Raw genomic sequence first — 15,950 nt, 5'->3', positions numbered from 1 at the left:
CGGGCCCCACTCCGGTCCGTTAGAGCCGGTCCAGCAGCTCGTCGTCCCGTCGTACCGGGTCGGGGTCCGGGTGCGGTGTCGGTGGGCGAGTGACGATGGCCAGCAGGCCGCGCAGCCGGCGGACTAAGTCCGCGGTGTACGGATCGGGTAAAGCCGGCCGGTGCCGGAAGCGGCGTCGCGTCACAGCCTTCAACTCCTCCCGGAAGAGATATCGGATCGCGCTGTACGCCGTTACGCCGCCCGCTTCCACGTGGCCGGGGTGAGTAGGTGATCAGGGCTTCTTGTACCCGAGCACGCAGCACGACCATCGATCCGAACGCGATCACCGTGACCACGAGGATCCAGACGATCAGGTTGTGCGGGGATGGTGGCCTGCACGCGGTCGATGTCTACGCTCATGAGGACAGTGGCTCAAGCGCACAGACAACCCGAGCTTGTGTCGCAGCTTCGAAGTGTTCTTTGAAGGAGTTGAACGACCCGAGGCCCGCGAAGTGCACCAGGCTCGGCACGATGACCACTTCAACGCGGTCGCGGAAGATGGCTTGGACGAGCCGCTCGAAGGCCACAGGATGCGGCCACTTGCCGCACTCTTCCACGAACACCGCTGCGATCTCGTAGCCCGATGTCTTGGCGAACCGATCGATGCGTTCCTTGGTGCGGTTGACCTCCGACTCGACGGGCAGCAAGTCCTTGCGCAGGTAGCCATAGGCGCGTTGCCGCTCAGGTGCAGGCGTCCGCTGCCTCACCGGCAGTGTGGCGAGTACGGGCGTCGCGTGCGCGCTGATCTTGGCCGCTTTCCCAGTACTGCGGTCCAACGGCGCTGATGGTGAGCTTCAGAGATCGACACGGCGTACCTTCCGCTTGGTTGCTCTGCATGTCTGCGCCTTCGAATAGGCCGACAGCCTGGATCAAGCCTTTGCTGCGTCGGCGAGACATCGCGACCCCGTCAACGGACGTTTGCGGACATCTGGTCCGGCTGGCTCAGTCCGCGCGGTGGATCGTCCGGGTGCATCCGAGAAATGAGGTCCAGTCGCGCAAGCGACGCAGGGCCAGCGTTAGATCGCGCTGGAAGGCGAGCGGTTCGGACGGTGCAGAGTCGAGTTGGTAGCAGGATTCCCAGAAGGTGCGGAGGGCGGAGAGTTCTTCGACGATGGCGCCGTGATGGCGCCAGCAAGGCGGGATGACTTTGTGGTCGAGGTTGTAGCGGATGGTGGCCCAGGTGACCCAGTCGGCGAGGCGCTCTAGTTCCTCGGTGGTGCTGGTGGGGTCGAGGTCTCGCCAGCAGACCACGTACGGGTCGGTGGGAGGGGCGAAGGCCAGTGCGCGGGCGAGGTCGTCGTCGGGGTTCATCGGCGGATCGACCGACCGATGCTGTTGCGGATCTCGTCTGAGTCAGGACGGTCGGTCCATGGGGTCATGGTGAGGAGGATGGGTGGGGCCGTGCGGGCGAGCAGGATGCCGGTGCCGAAGGGCAGGGTGCGAATGACGTCGGGCGGGAGGATGGGGATTCGGCGGGTGCTGGTCGACGTGGTGCGCCCACCGTCGGGGCCGCGGCTCCAGTTGCGGATCTCTTCGTCGCGTTCGCCGCAGACAGCGGCGAGGTCTTGGAGATCGCGGGGTTGGGCGGAACCACCGAGGATGAGGCGAAGCGTGGCGGCGTCCCACATCGCGGCTGCAGCCTGTTCGCCCCAGCGCTCGCGGGCTTGGGCGAGAGACTGGATGACTACGTGGGTAGAGATGCCGGAGCCGCCGCCATCGGCCATGAGACCGGGCAGCGACGGGACGGCGCACAGGTTCGCGATCTCGTCGAGGACGAGCGCGAGGGGCGGTTCGAGACGGCCGCCGGTGTTGTGGGCCGCGAGTTGGCGGGCTGTCTCGGTGATGTCTTCGAGCAGGGCGGCGATGAACGCTGAGGTGGCGCTGGCGCCAGCTCCTGTGCCGAGGAGATAGATGGTTCCGCGTTCGCGGATGAACGAGGCCGGGTCGAGTCCTTCACCGGGTGGTGGGTCGAAGGATCGTCGTACGGCGGGGTCGGCGAGCGCGGACAGGGCGGAGCGGACGCCGGCCCAGATGGCGTCGCGGGTACGGCCGTCCATCCGGACGATGCCGTCGAGGGTGTCGCCCCAGCCTTCGGCCGCGTCGTCGGAGCGGTTGAGGATGGTGACGGCTTCGGTGGCGGAGGCTGGTTCGAGGCTCCAGCGGTAGAGCTGTTCGATGCCGGTGTCGTCGAGGGCGGCTGCGTGGAGGAGTCCGCGGAGCGCCATTTCGGTTTGGCCGTGCCAGAACGCTCCGTCGGTGACCCCACCTTTGGTGAATCCGGCGCCGGCGGCTAGGCCGCTGGCGCGGACCATGGCGGTGGTGGGGTTCTCGCAGCCGCGGACGGGTGACCACCGGATGCCTTCGACGCGGCCAAGACCTTGCGGGTCGAAGACAGCCACTGGACCGGTCTTGCGGCGGAGCTCGTTGGTGGCCGCGAGGTTGTCGGGCCGGGTCGAGGTGGTGATGACCGCTCCGGGCGCGTCGATGATTGCGCCGATGATCTGGTGCAGGCCTTTGCCGGAACGCGGTGGGCCGACGTCGATACGCGAGTCCTCGACCGAGGCCCAGCACTCGCGGCCCCGGGAGCGGCCGAGGAGTGTTCCAACCTCGCGCGGGGATCGGCTCACCGCGTGCGGGCGGGCGACAGTTCCGCGCCGTACGACCTGCCGACGACCGACCGCGGACTCTACCTCCGCTCCGGTCGCCAGCCCGGGCCGCGCAGCGAGGGCACGGCGCCGGCGTTTCAGCGTCGACCGGCCACGCCACCACCATGCGCAGAGCAGTCCGACTCCCACCGGAACAGCCACCACGACGGCCAAGGTCATCCAGAACGCCACAGGCCCGAAGTCCGCACTGGTCAGGCCGAACGCCACTGCCGGGTCTCCAGGATGCAGAACGACCCACAGGGCATCGATCCACGGCGATGTGACCCAGTGCCCGGCTGACAGCAAGCACGCGAGACCGCCTGCGACGTAGAAGACTCCTGCAATGCAGAACAAGACACCGGCGCCGGTGATCAGGACCTCGTTGAAGTCTCGGGACGGTCGTTGATTCATGGGGCTACATCCGGGCGTCGGTGTCGAAGAGTTCGACTTCGCGGGCGTGGCGGATCAGTTGGACGACGAAGGATCGGTTGGGCAGGCGCCAGAGTGCGCGGCCTTTCGGGAGCTTGGCGATGGTGGCGATCTCGACGTCGGTCAGGCCGAGGAGGCTGGCGGTTCGCGCGAGTTGGTCGGGTTCCTGGCGGAGCATGATCCTCGTTGAACAGTCGGCGAGCAGACCTTCGGCGAGTGCTCGAGCTTCGGAGCCGAGGTCGCCGACGGCGGCGAGGTCGGACAGGCGGTGGACGATCAGGATGTTCGAGACGCCCCAGGCGCGAGAGAGCTTCCACTGCTCTTGCATGCGGCGCAGTAGGGCAGCGTCGCGCATGACTCGCCAGCCTTCGTCGTACACGATGTAGCGGTTGCCGCCGGCGGGGTCGGCGACCGCGGCTTCGAGCCACGACGACGCGCAGGCCAGGGTGAGGCGGAGCGCCTCGTCGTTGCCTCCGCTCCCAAGCCACGACGAGTCGAGCGTCACCATCGGCAGGGTCGGGTCGAACTCGGTCGTCGAGGGTCCGTCGAACATCCCCGACAGGTCGCCGTGCACGAGCCGGCGGATCGCGTGTGCGACCTGACGGCCGTCGTCGGTCAGGCTCGTCGTTCGCAGTCCGGCCCGCTCGGCGAACGCTGAGTCGGGAGTGAACAGCGCGACCACGACATCGGGGATCGTCGGTATCGCGACGTGGCAGGTCACCGTTTCGAGCGCCAGGTCGAGCGCGGTGTGCTCCACGGCGACCAGCGGACGGCCGAGTGTGGATTCGGCCAACGTCCCCAGAAGGGCACGTCGGCGGGACCAGACGATCCGCTGCCACTCGTCGGCCTGGACACTGGACGGCTTGCGGCCGGCATCGAGGGGGTTGAGGCGAGTCGGCAGTCCCGGTCCGAGTTTTATGGTGGCTCCGCCCATCGCCTCGGCGACCGCGGTCCACTCCCCCTTCGGGTCGCACGGCACGTAGGCCTTGTGGCCGAGAGCAAGGGAGCGGGTGATGAGTGCTTTGGCCGTTGACGACTTGCCGCTGCCGATGACGCCTGCCAGGAGCACGTTCGGGTTGGTGATGACTCGGGCTTGGTACAACACCCACGGGTCGTAGACGAACGATCCGCCGCTGAACACGTCGGATCCGATGTAGGTGCCGTCGGCACCCAACCCACCTTCGGCCAGGAACGGGTACGCGACCCGGAGCACCCTGGTTGTAGCCCGATGCGCGTCGACGCGCAGCCTCCTGGAGCGACCGGAAGCCGGCTCGTCCTCGACGGCAGCGGGCAGCGACGTTCGAGGCTTGTTGGTCGCCGTCTGCCGGTTGACGCGCCTGGTAGCGCGGTCTGTGCCCTCAGGTTCGTAGTACGCGGATACTCGCCTCATCCGAGTCCAACTCCAAACGGCAGCGCAGCAGCGATGAAGCCTTCCAACTGCTGACCGACGAGCCGGCGCAGATCGAGGAGCGCTTGTGTGGCTGCGATCTCGATCTCCATGCACGCGTCGTCGAGCGCCTCCTCGTTGTCGGCTGACACGACGAGCAGTCCGAGCCACCGCACGTCCCCGTGGCCGGCTGCGAGGTCGCGTTCGCGTTGCGCAACGTCGGCGTCAACCTGGCGATCCTGCTCGGTCTCCAATTGCCCGATCCGGGAGCGGGTGGCTCGATCGCTGACACGCTCGACCTGGTGTCGTCGCGCGTCCCGCAACGCCTTGGCCATCGGAATCGGTTGCAGGACGAGCGTGAACGTACGACGGATGCCCGGCTTCAACAACAGCGGGCTGAGGAACGACGGTGTCGCACGGATCCGCGGCCACTCGGTGATGACGTACACCCGATGCAGCGACGAGTCCGTCCGCAGCCGATCCCAGGTCGCGTCGACCGCCAACGGCCCGGCATCCGCCGCGAACAAGGTCTCCGGGTTCGGGACCGTCCGCGTCGCAACAGGATCGAACGCCGTACGCAGGCTAGATGCGATGTCTCCAGCGCCCAGCCAGGTCCCAGCCACTCCGGCGGCGGCCAGCGACGTCTGAAAGGCACGGGCCTCGGATTCGAGAACCGCAGTCGCACCGATCAGGCCGCCGCCGTGTTTGCGGACCTCGCGGGACACCGCGTCGAGGTTCACGGCGAAGCTGAACAGCGTCTCGTGCCGCGCCGCGGTCGGCGCCGCCTGCGCCAACAGATCAGCGTAGATCGCGCCCGCCGGCGTCTGCTGGTCCAGCTTCCGTCGGTTCGCCCACTCCCCCAGCTCGTCCGCAGGGTCCGGGAGCGTACGTTCCAGAATCTGCGCTCGCGCGATCCTGTTGCCCTGGCACAGTCCAGCGATCAGCCGTCCGTACGCCGCAACGCGCCGATCCTGCTCGTCCGCGTTCTGCAGCAAGTGCGCCGGTCCTTCGATCCGTGCAACTGCGATCAGCCGTCGCCGCCGCGGGTCATGGACGACGCCCACGCCTGAGGCAGTTGTGAGGATCCGCATCGTTCCGCCTTCGCCTGGCAGTTGGAGGCGACCGTGCCTGCGTGGCTCCAAGACTTGCGCACGGCACGACTGCTGCCCTCGCATCGATCTCCAGACGTGGACCGCGCGGAGGATCAGCCACCGGTACAAGGGCAGCTCCTCGGCTCGAGCAAACGCCACAGTGCCGCAGGCAGACGCGGTCACCAGTCCACCCAGCCTCGCGACCCCGGACGTCTGCGCGACGAACGACAGCGTCACCACCCCGATCGCGGTCAGCAGCAATGCGATCTGCACCGGTCGCAGTCCTAGCAGGACGGCGTGCTGCTCGGGCCGTGGAAAGCGCGTCGACAGCGCATCGGGCCCCGTCATCGCGTCTCACCGTCCCGACCGCTGGGATTCGCGCCAGGCTCGTGTACCTGGTCCTGACTGGCCGAGCGATCGACCGACGTCTGCGCGGTGGCCGCGGTATCGGCCGGCGCGGTCGCCGGTGACGACTCTGGTCCGACGTCGCTCCCGGGCTGCTCCTGCGTGGAGTGGCTGGTCGACGCGTCGGTGGTGTTGCCTACACCCGACTCGTCGCCCCCACCAACAACAAGCGGAGAACTCGACTGGCCGCGCGAGCCGGTGAAGTCGAAGGCGGCCCAGCGTTGAGCCTGTTCCAGCCGCTCCTTAATGGCCGACGTACCCGCGGACCCTTGCTGTACGGCGTACAACGCGGACTGTCCCTGGTCACCGGCCCAATGAATGAACGAGTACGTCGCCAACGGTGCGAACGCCGCCATCGCGAACAACAGACTCCCCGCCAGGAACGTTCCGAGACTCGAGTCACCGTTCGGACCTGTGTTGCCGATCGCCGACAGGCCCAGGGTGAAGATGACGGCCATGACGACCTTGGAGAACAGCAGCGCACCAACAACCTCGATCCAGCGACGCAGCCAATGCCGCGTCGTCGACCAAGTCCAACTAGCCATGGCGATCGGCGCCAGCACCACGAAGGCGACCAACGCCACCTCGCGGATCAGCATCACGAAGTACAACGCCATCGTCGCAAGGATCGCGAACTCGATCGCCATGATCAGGAATCCGCCATTGGTCGCGTGGTACAGCACCCTGGTGACGTCGACGATCCGCCGAAACCCCTCCGTCACCGCGGGGGTCCTGCCGAGGATCCCTGTGGAGATCTCGTCAACCATCTTGCCGCAGGCAACGACCACCGCGATCGCGAACGGCACTCCGGCCGTCCCCAGGAGGGCGCCGAGGACCGCCTGTCCGAGCCGGGCGGGTTCGCGCCGGATCGCCGCAGACGCACATTGCAGCACGAACGCGATCACCAGCAGCGGCAGGGAGATCGTGACGATCAGGTCGAGATTGTCGCGCCACCAACGCTGGTTGAAGTCGGGCGTCGTACTCTCGCTGAAGTTCTTGAACACCGACGTCGCCGTCTCCGTCAGGCCCTTGGCCATCCAGTTCGCGACAAGGTTCCACGCCGTACCGTCGATCGCTTCCTTCCCGACCGACTCCACGCAGGCCTTCGGGTCGAGCAGGCAGTTGATCCAAGACATCTGCGACTCCCGCTCAGCCGATGATGATGCCGCTGAAGAAGCGGATCAGGCTGTTGGCCGAGCCGATCAGGATCGCCGCACCCAGCGAGGCGAGCACTCCGATGCGGCCTTTGCCGGCGACATGCGGGTTGCCGTTGATGTTACCCAGGGCCCATGCGGCTGCCGAGATGATCAGGGCCGCGACGCATGACACCAGTGCGAACGTGATCGTCGCGCCGGCCAGGCTTCGTACTTCGGGGAGACCTGGGAGCCCGTTGCTGTTCGGCTTGACACCGGGGTCTTGCATGATCACGAACCTCGGGATCAATGCGCTGCATCTGAACACGTCGATGTCCTTCACGTAGTCGAGTAGATGGGCGGTGCCCAGCCGAGGTAACGAGCGCCCCACTGGGACTCGATAAGCTCGAAGTCGACGAGGTACACGCCGCCCTCGCCGGAGACGGCGTCGCCGATGTCGTTGGAGACGATGCGGCCGTCGCCCACGTACACCGCGACGTGGCCGTACGGTCCGCCGGTCTCCCAGAACACGAGCGCACCGGTAGGCGGCTCCCGGTCGTCCGGGTGGGCCTGGTTGGTCGCGACCATCTGGCGCCACTGTTCGGCGGCCGAGAAGTACCCGGCACGCGGTCGGCCCCAGATGTTCGCGGCCAGCCGGGCGCACAGCTGGTAGTAGCCATGGCTGCCGACCAGGCGCAGAGCGCGGGCTACCGCTTGCTCGGCGCCTGGGAGCCTCTCGCTGGTTTCGACCGGCGTCTTGCAATCGGCCTCAGACGGCGGGCGGGGCGCCGCGTTGGTCTGGTCAATCGCGCCGCTTGACTCGGTAGGCGCCGCGCCGCACGTAGCGGTGCCGCCCGCCAGCGCGATCGGTGCGATCAACCCGACCGGGGCGGCCAGGAGCGCGGAGGCCAGGATCGCTTTCACGATCATGGAGAGACCTGTGATGTCGCAGACCAGAACTTGCAGGTCGGCGTACACACGACCGCGACCGCGGCCCACCGGTCCAGGAATCTGGTGTCGGTGTCGGTGATGACGGTCTGCTTGCCGTGGACAACGTACGCGTGCCAGCCGCGCGGAGCCTGGCTACGGTTCACCATCGCCTGGAGCTCCGGCGTCACCTCAGCCGTGATACCGCCAACTACAGCGCGAGCCTCGCGCGACTGGAGCTGGTCCCATTCCGTCCACTGCGGCAGCAGGCTCTTCGCGACCTGCAGCGCGGCCGATGTCGGATCGGCGAACAGGCCGACCGCGTTCTGCCAGTCCACGTAGCTGTGTTCGGCGGTGTCGTAGGTCCAGATCGCCCGGGCATAGGCGATCGCGTACTCGCGCGGGTCAGTCGTCGTCGGAGGCCGCCACGCTTCCAGCTGCACGGGCGTCTCCCCAGGGATGACGGTGCCACCGGAGTTCGGCGTACCCGTCTGGCGGTCTGGGCTCTGCCACCGGGCAATCAGGATCCAGACCAGCGCGATCACACCGACGATGACCAAGATCGCGACGACGATCTTGGATCGGCTCGATGGCTTCACAGGGGTTCCTCTCTTGGAGTACGTGGTACGGCGCATGCAGACGGCCGCGATCAGCTGCGGGATGATCCACGCCGCCGCGAGCACGTGGAACGCGAAGCTGACCGGCAGACGGCAGCACTGAACGAACAGATGGTGTCCGGGTGACCGGAACTGAATGTGGGGCATACCGGGCATCAACGGTTGAGCCCCGGAGACTTTTCGTCAGGCAGCCTGAAGCCACTCGACGCCGACCGCCTGGCGGTGGCCGAGGCGGCTTGGTCGCCCGAAAAACCGCTGGTCACGACCCGCTACGGCCAGGATCCAGCGCCGTACGACGGGGTCCGCGAACACGCCGCCCGGAGACTCTCCGACCGCTAGCCTGGCCAACGCCGACGGTTGGCCGGCGCCACCGCGCAGCAACCAGGCCAGCGCCTCAGCCTGCGACCTCGTCGCCCCGGCCCGCCGCACCCGGGCCGCGATCCCCGCCCGGTAGAACGGCGGCCCATCCGCGGCTGCCCTGATGAAGCGGCGGCCAGCGGCCGGCGACAGACCCTCAGAGGCCAGCTCCAGCGCGATCCGATCCAAATGGTGCCCAAGCACCGGCCGGTACGCCGCCTCGCCATCGGGCAGCCGCTGTGTCAGCAGATGGCGCCGCCGCCGAATCACTTCCGCCCGTACGGCATCCTGCAGCCGCCACCGCACCAGGTTCGCCAAGTACCCCCAGCTCACCCCCGCCTCAGGCCGATCGATCGCCAACTCGAGGCACCGCTCCCAGGCGATCACCCGCGCCAACTGCGCCGCCTCGTCAGAACCGAGTGCCGTCCGAAGCCGGCTGGACAGCGGTACGACGATCCGCGCCTCGATCCCGTCCGCCAGCCGCCGTGACGGCCCGGGCGCCCAACCCGACCGCTCCGCGTCGGCGATCAGTACCTCCAGGTCAACGTCCATGCCCCAAATCTGCTGTCCAGCCGCTCATCCCAGAACCTGGATCACGAATTCAAGGACTCCTGGAACAGTCCGGCGGATCGATCTCCGACACAGTGACACCGGCACGTGGACGTCTGTGGCCCCGCGGACGCGGACCCCGGGGGCGCCCGACCGCCGCAACAACCTCCTGCGACACAACACGCTCGTCGAGGTGGACTAACCGCGCGAGCTTCGCGATCTCCCCGGCAACGCGACCCGCCGGCAGGCTCGCGACGAGTGGCGCGACAGCCCGGACGGCGTTGACCTGGCCGCTGAGGTGATCCAGCACTTTGGTCCACTTCGACAGCTCGACCTCGATCGCATAGTCGACGAGCGGACGCGCCGAGCTCAGCACGTCACGCAGCAGACCTCGACCGGCCGCGTGCAGAGCCGCTGGGTCCTGTTTGTCAGGAAGCTGCGCGAACAGCACCTCGTCGAAGACCTCCGCCAGCACCGGGAAGCTGCGTACAGCGCCAGCCCGTCCACCGAGATCACCGTCCAAAGCGACGACGACCGTGCCCGTCCGGGCGTGCCTTCGCGCGATCAACGCTTGCTCAGGACTGATCGCCGTACCGCAACTGGCTGCACCTGCCCAGTCCTCACCTGCGAGGCAGACGGCCAACGCATCCATCGTTCCCTCCGCGAACACCGGAACCGCGCCCGCGCGCAAGCGGTCGACCTGCCCGTCGAGACCGACCACCGTCCGTGCCTTGGAGTAGAGCTCGGTGTTCCGAGTGTTCAGGTACCGCAGCCGGCTGCTCGCGGCACGGCCGATGAACCCGACCGGGCGCAGCTCCTCGTCATGGGCCGCGAACATGATGCGGTCTCGAAACCGATCGACCAAGTAGCCGTTGCTGGTGACGAACGCGAGACCGGCCGCCACGAGCTCTAGGTCGTCGAACCCGCCGCGGCGTAGATGACCGACCAGCTGCGACCAGCCGTCGGGTGCGTAGCCAAGCCACCAGCCCGAGTCCGGCGTGAGGATCGCGCCCAGCCCACGGCTCCGCAGATGCTCGGCCGCCCAACCGCCTGGCCGATCTTGGAGTTGCTGTCGATAGAACGACGCCGCCTCGACCTGAATCTCGTACAGCCGGGACTTCACAGACCCGGCCCGGGATCCGGTGGCTCCGGATCGAGGATGAGTTCAGACGGACCAGCTCCACCGAACCTGTACCTCAACACCGGACGCGCTGTCGTCAGCAACTCGTCCATGAGTTGCGCACCGCCGTCCATCGACTCGAACGTGCGCGGGCTATATGGCGTCAGCACTGCACGGATCCGGTCGTAATACAGCGCCAGATCGAGCAGGTATCCCGAGGTCAACTTCTGGTGGTGATCGTCACCGGTCAAGATGACGATCGCCTGGTCTCCCAGGCTGAACTTCCGCAGCATCCGCGCCTGCGCCGTCGAGAGCCCGGCACCACAAACGGGGATCCCGGCCCACTGACCGTCCAGCTGCCGGCTCATGTTCGAAACCGCGATCGCGTCCACCGGATGCTCCACAAGCACCGGAATCGCACCATCGCGGAGGAGGTCGATCTGTTCATGGATCCCGACAAGCCCGTTCGACGGCTGATGAAACCCCGTATCAGAGTCGAGCAGCCGGGCTTGTCCATCGCTTCCGATGCCCACGAAACCGGTTGGAGTCAGCTGTACATCTCGCGTCACGAGCACCAACTGATCCTGGAAGCGATCAACAGCCTCCCCGTCATCGGTCCACGCCACAAGCCCAGCCCGGACCATAGTCGAATGCTGGAACTTCTCGGCCCGCAGATGATCGACCAGCGCTGTCGCGGTGGGAGGCGCATACCCGACCTGCCATGTCGAGTCGACCGACAACACCTGCTCGATCCGCGCGTCCTTCACATACTCCAACGGCCAACCACCCGTTGCCCGAAGCAACTCCCGCCGAAAGAACCGGGCCGCGGAAGCATTTGCCTCCAGCAACCGCCGCCGCTCCTCCATGCCGATCGCAAACCCAGGATCATTCACCGAAACCTCCGTATGCCGACTACATCCGGCCTCGAAGGTCCCGTCAGATCACCCACAACCGAACCCGGATCAGGACTTCCAGGAGGATTTAGAGCCCTGGTCCCGGGGGATCCAGATCCGCGCTTTGCAACGCAACGAACCCACTCCCCGTGGTCCGGTAGGTCATCAACGGCCGTGTGTTCCGCAGAGCGCCGCTCAGCGTCCCTTGCTGCCCCAGACCGGCCAGCGACTCCCCGGGGCGCAGCACAACCGCGCGCACGTGGTCGAAGTAGAAGGCGAGGTCGAGCATGTAGCCCGCCGACTGGTTCCGCTCAGCCTCGCTGCCGCCGAGAGCAACGATCACCTTGTCGCTCGCGCTGAAGTCCCGCAGCATCTTCGCCTGCGCCGTCGACAGCCCCCGACCACACACCGGAATCCCGGCCCACTGCCCGCCAGCATTCGACACAGCGATCGCATCCATCGGCTCATCCACAATCACCGGAACAGCACCACCAGCCAGCAGATCCCGCTGCTCCACTGCCCCAACCAGGACGTTGGCCGGCCGATGAATCGGCGTCACCGGACTCGCCGGCCGCACCACACCATCCGACCCGATCCCCACAAACCCAACCGCCGACGACCGCCGATCATGAGCAACCAGCATCAAAGTGTCCCGATGCCGATCAACCGCATCACCATGCTCAGTCCAGGTCAGCAACCCAGCTCGCGCCAACGTCCCATACCCGAACCCCTGCTCCTGCAGATGATCAACCAGGTTCGACCAGGTCCGCGGTGCGTACCCCACCTTCCAAGGCGACTCGACCGACAGCACCGACTCCGCGCCGTGCGCCTTCAAGTACTCCAACGGCCAACCATCCGTTGCCAGAAGCAACTCCCGCCGAAAGAACTGCGCGGCCGCAGCGCTCGCTTGCAACATCTGCCGCCGCTCATCCATCGACAGCCCAAACCCCTGAGAACTCACCACAACCTCCGAAGCAGCATCCACTGACTGCCTCGAAGCTCACCGCGACCACACCACCGGCAGAACCTGGAACCAAACATCCAGGACCTCGACCCATCAAGGAGGTATTCCGATCACATCGGACCTATCTCGAGATCCCAGTCCGGCTCTTCCGACAACGACCGCGCCGGCAGCGACGTCGGCCGCCGGCGCACCGCGCGCTCACGCTCGTCGAATGGAGTTGGCAAGTCCGCCTGGAGCCCAGCCGAACGAGCCAACTGTGCGCCAGCCGTATCGATTGCTCCGTCGAGCACGTGAATCACCCTTCGAATGCTCCACGCAGAATCGCTCTGCTGCTGTGGTTCGACAGGCCTCGGCACCAGCAGCTCGTCGGCCGCTCCGTTCGGCTTCACAGAATCCATGCCCTGAAGCTCGCGCGTCTATCCGTCCCGCAGAACCAGGATCACAGGATCCAGGACCCCAACTCATCGGAATCCCGGGCCTTCGGCTGCGACATCTAGCGCGCGAGTATCCAGCATGAAGCCGTTTCGTTCACATCATCGGCCCTCCTGCTGGCCGAGAACTCCTACTCGCCCGTACCTGCGACCACAGCTAGATCCAGCCACCTTCAAAGTGTGTATCCCCCGTCATGCCGCGTTGGTCGACATCTAGACGCTCGGTCTGACCAGCGGCTTGATCGCGTTCATGAGGTCCCAGATCGAGAGGAATTGTGAGTACGCCGGATACGTGTAGTTCTGGGTGGTATCCGCGGCCCAGAACTGTGGGGGATCGAACGCGAAGCCGTTGTCTGGGTTGAGCCAGATCTGCTCGGACATCGCGAGAGCGACCTTCAGGCCGTAGTCCTGCAGCGCCGGCAGGTTGTACCGCTTCGACGCGGCCACATAGTCGGCGGCCGCGGCGTAGGCGCTGGGCACCCAGACGCCGCCGATACCCTCGCCCGGCACGGCGTTCGACGCCAACTCGGCCCCGATGAGGTCGCCCGCGCTGTTGTACCGCAGGGCACTGTCCTGGTTGGCCAGCAGTTGGGCCTTGTGCCGGTCGGGGTCCACCAGGTCAGGCAGGCCGAGATCCTCCGCCATGTGCTGTGCGAAGAAGGTGTCGATGAGCTTGTAGGCCGAGAGAGGGCTGGCGGAGGAGAACCGGTAGAACTGTTGGACCGGGTCCCAGAGCAGCAGCTCGATCTGCTGCTTCGCCGCCGCAAGGTCGGTCTTCAAGCCCGCCACGTAAACCGGGTCGACGCCGAGCTGCTCACCGGTGGCGATGCCCATGGTCAGCGCGAGGAGATACAACTGGGAGTTGTATATGCCTGGACCTGCCTGCGGGATTCCGTTGTAGATGTTGGCCATCACCCCCGGGTCGTCGGGCAAGGCGGTGCCCGGCGCGATCGTGCCTTGCAGCCACGTGATCTGATTCTTGATCGCCGGCCACGCCTCCCTCAACAGCCCCGTGTCGCCGTTGATCTTGGCGTACGCGTACCACTGGAGGACGAACTTGCTCGGGCTGTCGAGCCACTGCGAGACGCCTGGCTGAGGTGGTCGGGAGTCGGTTCCGGGCTGAACTGGCTGCGCCGTGGTGTCCGTCGAGTTCCCGAACGTGATGAACGGATCCCCGGACTGCGGACTGTAGAGGTCCACCCCGTTATGGTTGCCGATGATGGAGACCGCTTCGATCTCGGCAGAGAGCCGGTCGCGGAACAGGTTCGGTAACAGCGTGAAGTAGAGCCGATAGTTGTACGACTGGATGTCCCACGTCTCACCCATGCCGGACTGACCGCCGGCACCAGTGTCCTGGATCGCGAACATGTGACTGTTCGGCCTTCTCGCATTGAGGTGCTGCCCGGGCCCAGCTGAGGTGAACCCGGTCGGGACCACGGAGTTCCGGACCAGCCCGCCTTCCCAGAATGTGTTGTTGAAGAAGAGCGTGGACAGCTGGTTCAGTGCCGCTGTACGAAGCAACTGTGGATAGGCCAGGTCCGTGGCCAGCGGGTTCCACCAACGCTGAACCGCTGCGAGTGCCGCATCGTGATCCAGCAGCGCGTCCCGAGCAATCGGGAACGACTGGTGGAATGGGTAGCTCCCGTCGACATAGTCGTTCGACGTCGTCTCCTGCGCACCGTAGAAATTCGTGTACCGCTTCATCCAGATCGTCTGATTGTTGGCGAAGCCGATCTGTGGGAAGTCCCAGGCGAGCGCGAACGGGATCGTCACAACCTGGCCCGGTGACAGCTTTGCCTGAACGTTGATCGCGCCCGCGGACGCCGACCCGTCAATGCCGACGTTCGGGAGGCCCTTGCCCCTCTGGAAGTGGGCGTAGATGTCCGACCCGTCGCCGTCGGCGTTCCACGACGTGACGTACGAAACCTTCTGCCCGGGACCTGGCTTGGCAGCGATGGTCCACTCGGACTTCGCCGAGTCCGGCGTGTTCGTCGGATCGTCGGCACTCAGGGTCACTGCTTGGACGCCATTAGCACTCGTGTAGCGGCTGCTGAAGCCCGTGCGAACCGAGTCCGGCCCGAAGCCCACCGTCGGATCGGTCTGGGTTCCGCTCACATGCGCCGGGGCATTGGGCATTGTGAACATCACCGACAGGTCGGTGGATGACGTGGTGTGGTTTGCGATCCGTACGTCGAAGTAGGCGACCGGCAGCGACGTGCGCTTGTCCTCACCCGCAACGATGGGCGAGAAGAACCTCATCGACACGTCGGTCTTGAACGGCTTGTAGCTCATCCAGCCGAACGGGTAGAGCGCGGCATAGTCCGCGTCGCCAACGTTCAGCTTGTTCCACGCAGGCAGCGGAGAGCCCCACGACCGTGCCGCGACGACGCCCGACGTACCCACATTATTGGGCCCGTCGGCCGCGAGGGTCCGCACCGTCGCCGGGTCCGAGCCCACCTGCTCCCGCACATGGAACGCGGCCTGCGGCAGGATGCGCGTCTCCCAACTGGTGTCCTGCTGGCCGCCGAAGTTCCACGGGCCGAACGTCCCCGACTGGTTGACCATGAACGCGCCGGCGCCTGCTCCTCCGAGCGGCACACCCAGCCCGGGGACCGACATCGGGAAGTTCCCCTTCGCGGCGTCGATCGCACTCGGGGTCTCACCCTGACACGCCTGCGCTTTCGGCGCGGGCGAGCAGGGGCCCTTCGGGATGTCTCCCAGCGACCGAACCAGCGCCGAATCCGGGACGGCAAACCAATCCCGGCCGGTCGCGGCGGCGGTGTCTGGCGGTGCGACCGCCTGGCAGACGCCGAGCGTGGCTGCGGCCGCGACAACCAGCGCGACGAGCTTGGACGTCGCGCGGCGACGGCTCAGTTCTGGCCTGTTCATGAACGGCCTCCTAGATGTCCCATCCGGCACTCGACCGGAGGATTGATACCTGATGAGAAACGGCGGGGCGACGG

At 66.5% G+C, this 15,950-nt stretch carries 16 protein-coding genes; all 16 read right to left on the bottom strand.

What is annotated here, in order from left to right; all coding sequences use genetic code 11:
• Positions 1 to 19: 19 nt before the first annotated feature.
• The 16 genes from E0H92_RS44315 to E0H92_RS28045 all read right to left on the bottom strand — a co-directional run bounded on the left by E0H92_RS44315 (position 20) and on the right by E0H92_RS28045 (position 15,876).
• Positions 20 to 184, bottom strand: a complete 165-nt coding sequence (locus tag E0H92_RS44315) for a hypothetical protein (protein WP_165550071.1) — start codon at positions 182 to 184, stop codon at positions 20 to 22.
• A 211-nt stretch (positions 185 to 395) separates the two neighbouring features.
• Positions 396 to 815, bottom strand: coding sequence for a recombinase family protein (locus E0H92_RS28115; protein ID WP_131498318.1), 420 nt, complete (start codon positions 813 to 815; stop codon positions 396 to 398).
• A 166-nt stretch (positions 816 to 981) separates the two neighbouring features.
• The gene (locus tag E0H92_RS28110; RefSeq protein WP_131498317.1) at positions 982 to 1,350 is read right to left on the bottom strand and encodes a hypothetical protein; all 369 of its coding nucleotides are present in this window, start codon (positions 1,348 to 1,350) and stop codon (positions 982 to 984) included.
• Positions 1,347 to 3,095, bottom strand: coding sequence for a type IV secretory system conjugative DNA transfer family protein (locus E0H92_RS28105; protein WP_131498316.1), 1,749 nt, complete (start codon positions 3,093 to 3,095; stop codon positions 1,347 to 1,349). The genes E0H92_RS28110 and E0H92_RS28105 overlap by 4 nt, the downstream gene beginning before the upstream one ends.
• A gap of 4 nt (positions 3,096 to 3,099) precedes the next feature.
• Positions 3,100 to 4,503 (bottom strand): ATP-binding protein, encoded by a 1,404-nt coding sequence (locus E0H92_RS28100; RefSeq protein WP_165550070.1) that lies wholly within the window; start codon positions 4,501 to 4,503, stop codon positions 3,100 to 3,102.
• On the bottom strand, positions 4,500 to 5,939 hold the full coding sequence (locus E0H92_RS28095; RefSeq protein WP_131498315.1) for an SCO6880 family protein: 1,440 nt from the start codon (positions 5,937 to 5,939) through the stop codon (positions 4,500 to 4,502). Before E0H92_RS28095 ends, E0H92_RS28100 begins: the two co-directional genes overlap by 4 nt.
• Positions 5,936 to 7,132: a TrbL/VirB6 family protein gene (locus E0H92_RS28090; RefSeq protein WP_131498314.1), complete on the bottom strand. Its 1,197-nt coding sequence runs from the start codon at positions 7,130 to 7,132 to the stop codon at positions 5,936 to 5,938. The genes E0H92_RS28095 and E0H92_RS28090 overlap by 4 nt, the downstream gene beginning before the upstream one ends.
• Positions 7,133 to 7,145: 13 nt before the next feature.
• Complete coding sequence (locus E0H92_RS28085; protein WP_238173619.1) at positions 7,146 to 7,472, bottom strand: DUF6112 family protein; 327 nt, start codon at positions 7,470 to 7,472, stop codon at positions 7,146 to 7,148.
• Positions 7,469 to 8,059 (bottom strand): CHAP domain-containing protein, encoded by a 591-nt coding sequence (locus E0H92_RS28080; protein WP_131498313.1) that lies wholly within the window; start codon positions 8,057 to 8,059, stop codon positions 7,469 to 7,471. Before E0H92_RS28080 ends, E0H92_RS28085 begins: the two co-directional genes overlap by 4 nt.
• Positions 8,056 to 8,820 (bottom strand): hypothetical protein, encoded by a 765-nt coding sequence (locus E0H92_RS28075; protein ID WP_131498312.1) that lies wholly within the window; start codon positions 8,818 to 8,820, stop codon positions 8,056 to 8,058. Before E0H92_RS28075 ends, E0H92_RS28080 begins: the two co-directional genes overlap by 4 nt.
• Positions 8,821 to 8,856: 36 nt before the next feature.
• Positions 8,857 to 9,582 (bottom strand): hypothetical protein, encoded by a 726-nt coding sequence (locus E0H92_RS28070; protein WP_131498311.1) that lies wholly within the window; start codon positions 9,580 to 9,582, stop codon positions 8,857 to 8,859.
• Between the two features lie 49 nt (positions 9,583 to 9,631).
• Positions 9,632 to 10,702: a toprim domain-containing protein gene (locus E0H92_RS28065; protein WP_238173618.1), complete on the bottom strand. Its 1,071-nt coding sequence runs from the start codon at positions 10,700 to 10,702 to the stop codon at positions 9,632 to 9,634.
• Positions 10,699 to 11,592, bottom strand: a complete 894-nt coding sequence (locus E0H92_RS28060; RefSeq protein WP_131498310.1) for a hypothetical protein — start codon at positions 11,590 to 11,592, stop codon at positions 10,699 to 10,701. The genes E0H92_RS28065 and E0H92_RS28060 overlap by 4 nt, the downstream gene beginning before the upstream one ends.
• Positions 11,593 to 11,680: 88 nt before the next feature.
• Positions 11,681 to 12,508, bottom strand: coding sequence for a hypothetical protein (locus E0H92_RS28055; RefSeq protein ID WP_275670107.1), 828 nt, complete (start codon positions 12,506 to 12,508; stop codon positions 11,681 to 11,683).
• A 158-nt stretch (positions 12,509 to 12,666) separates the two neighbouring features.
• Positions 12,667 to 12,954 carry a hypothetical protein gene (locus E0H92_RS28050; RefSeq protein ID WP_131498308.1) on the bottom strand — a complete coding sequence of 96 codons (288 nt, stop codon included), beginning with the start codon at positions 12,952 to 12,954 and terminating at the stop codon, positions 12,667 to 12,669.
• Between the two features lie 246 nt (positions 12,955 to 13,200).
• Positions 13,201 to 15,876, bottom strand: a complete 2,676-nt coding sequence (locus tag E0H92_RS28045; protein WP_131498307.1) for a GH116 family glycosyl-hydrolase — start codon at positions 15,874 to 15,876, stop codon at positions 13,201 to 13,203.
• Positions 15,877 to 15,950: the final 74 nt, after the last annotated feature.

It is taken from the genome of Kribbella speibonae, assembly GCF_004331375.1.
In the GTDB taxonomy this organism is placed as follows: Bacteria; Actinomycetota; Actinomycetes; order Propionibacteriales; family Kribbellaceae; genus Kribbella; species Kribbella sindirgiensis.
The sequence above is the reverse complement of the archived record's forward strand: the minus strand, read 5'-3'. Positions and strand labels throughout refer to the sequence as shown.

Coding starts and splice junctions, on each gene's coding strand:
- E0H92_RS28110 (WP_131498317.1), bottom strand. CDS start 1,350: ATGAACCCCGACGACGACCTCGCCCGCGCACTGGCCTTCGCCCCTCCC.
- E0H92_RS28105 (WP_131498316.1), bottom strand. CDS start 3,095: ATGAATCAACGACCGTCCCGAGACTTCAACGAGGTCCTGATCACCGGC.
- E0H92_RS28100 (WP_165550070.1), bottom strand. CDS start 4,503: ATGAGGCGAGTATCCGCGTACTACGAACCTGAGGGCACAGACCGCGCT.
- E0H92_RS28095 (WP_131498315.1), bottom strand. CDS start 5,939: ATGACGGGGCCCGATGCGCTGTCGACGCGCTTTCCACGGCCCGAGCAG.
- E0H92_RS28090 (WP_131498314.1), bottom strand. CDS start 7,132: ATGTCTTGGATCAACTGCCTGCTCGACCCGAAGGCCTGCGTGGAGTCG.
- E0H92_RS28080 (WP_131498313.1), bottom strand. CDS start 8,059: ATGATCGTGAAAGCGATCCTGGCCTCCGCGCTCCTGGCCGCCCCGGTC.
- E0H92_RS28075 (WP_131498312.1), bottom strand. CDS start 8,820: ATGCCCCACATTCAGTTCCGGTCACCCGGACACCATCTGTTCGTTCAG.
- E0H92_RS28070 (WP_131498311.1), bottom strand. CDS start 9,582: ATGGACGTTGACCTGGAGGTACTGATCGCCGACGCGGAGCGGTCGGGT.
- E0H92_RS28055 (WP_275670107.1), bottom strand. CDS start 12,508: ATGTTGCAAGCGAGCGCTGCGGCCGCGCAGTTCTTTCGGCGGGAGTTG.
- E0H92_RS28050 (WP_131498308.1), bottom strand. CDS start 12,954: ATGGATTCTGTGAAGCCGAACGGAGCGGCCGACGAGCTGCTGGTGCCG.
- E0H92_RS28045 (WP_131498307.1), bottom strand. CDS start 15,876: ATGAACAGGCCAGAACTGAGCCGTCGCCGCGCGACGTCCAAGCTCGTC.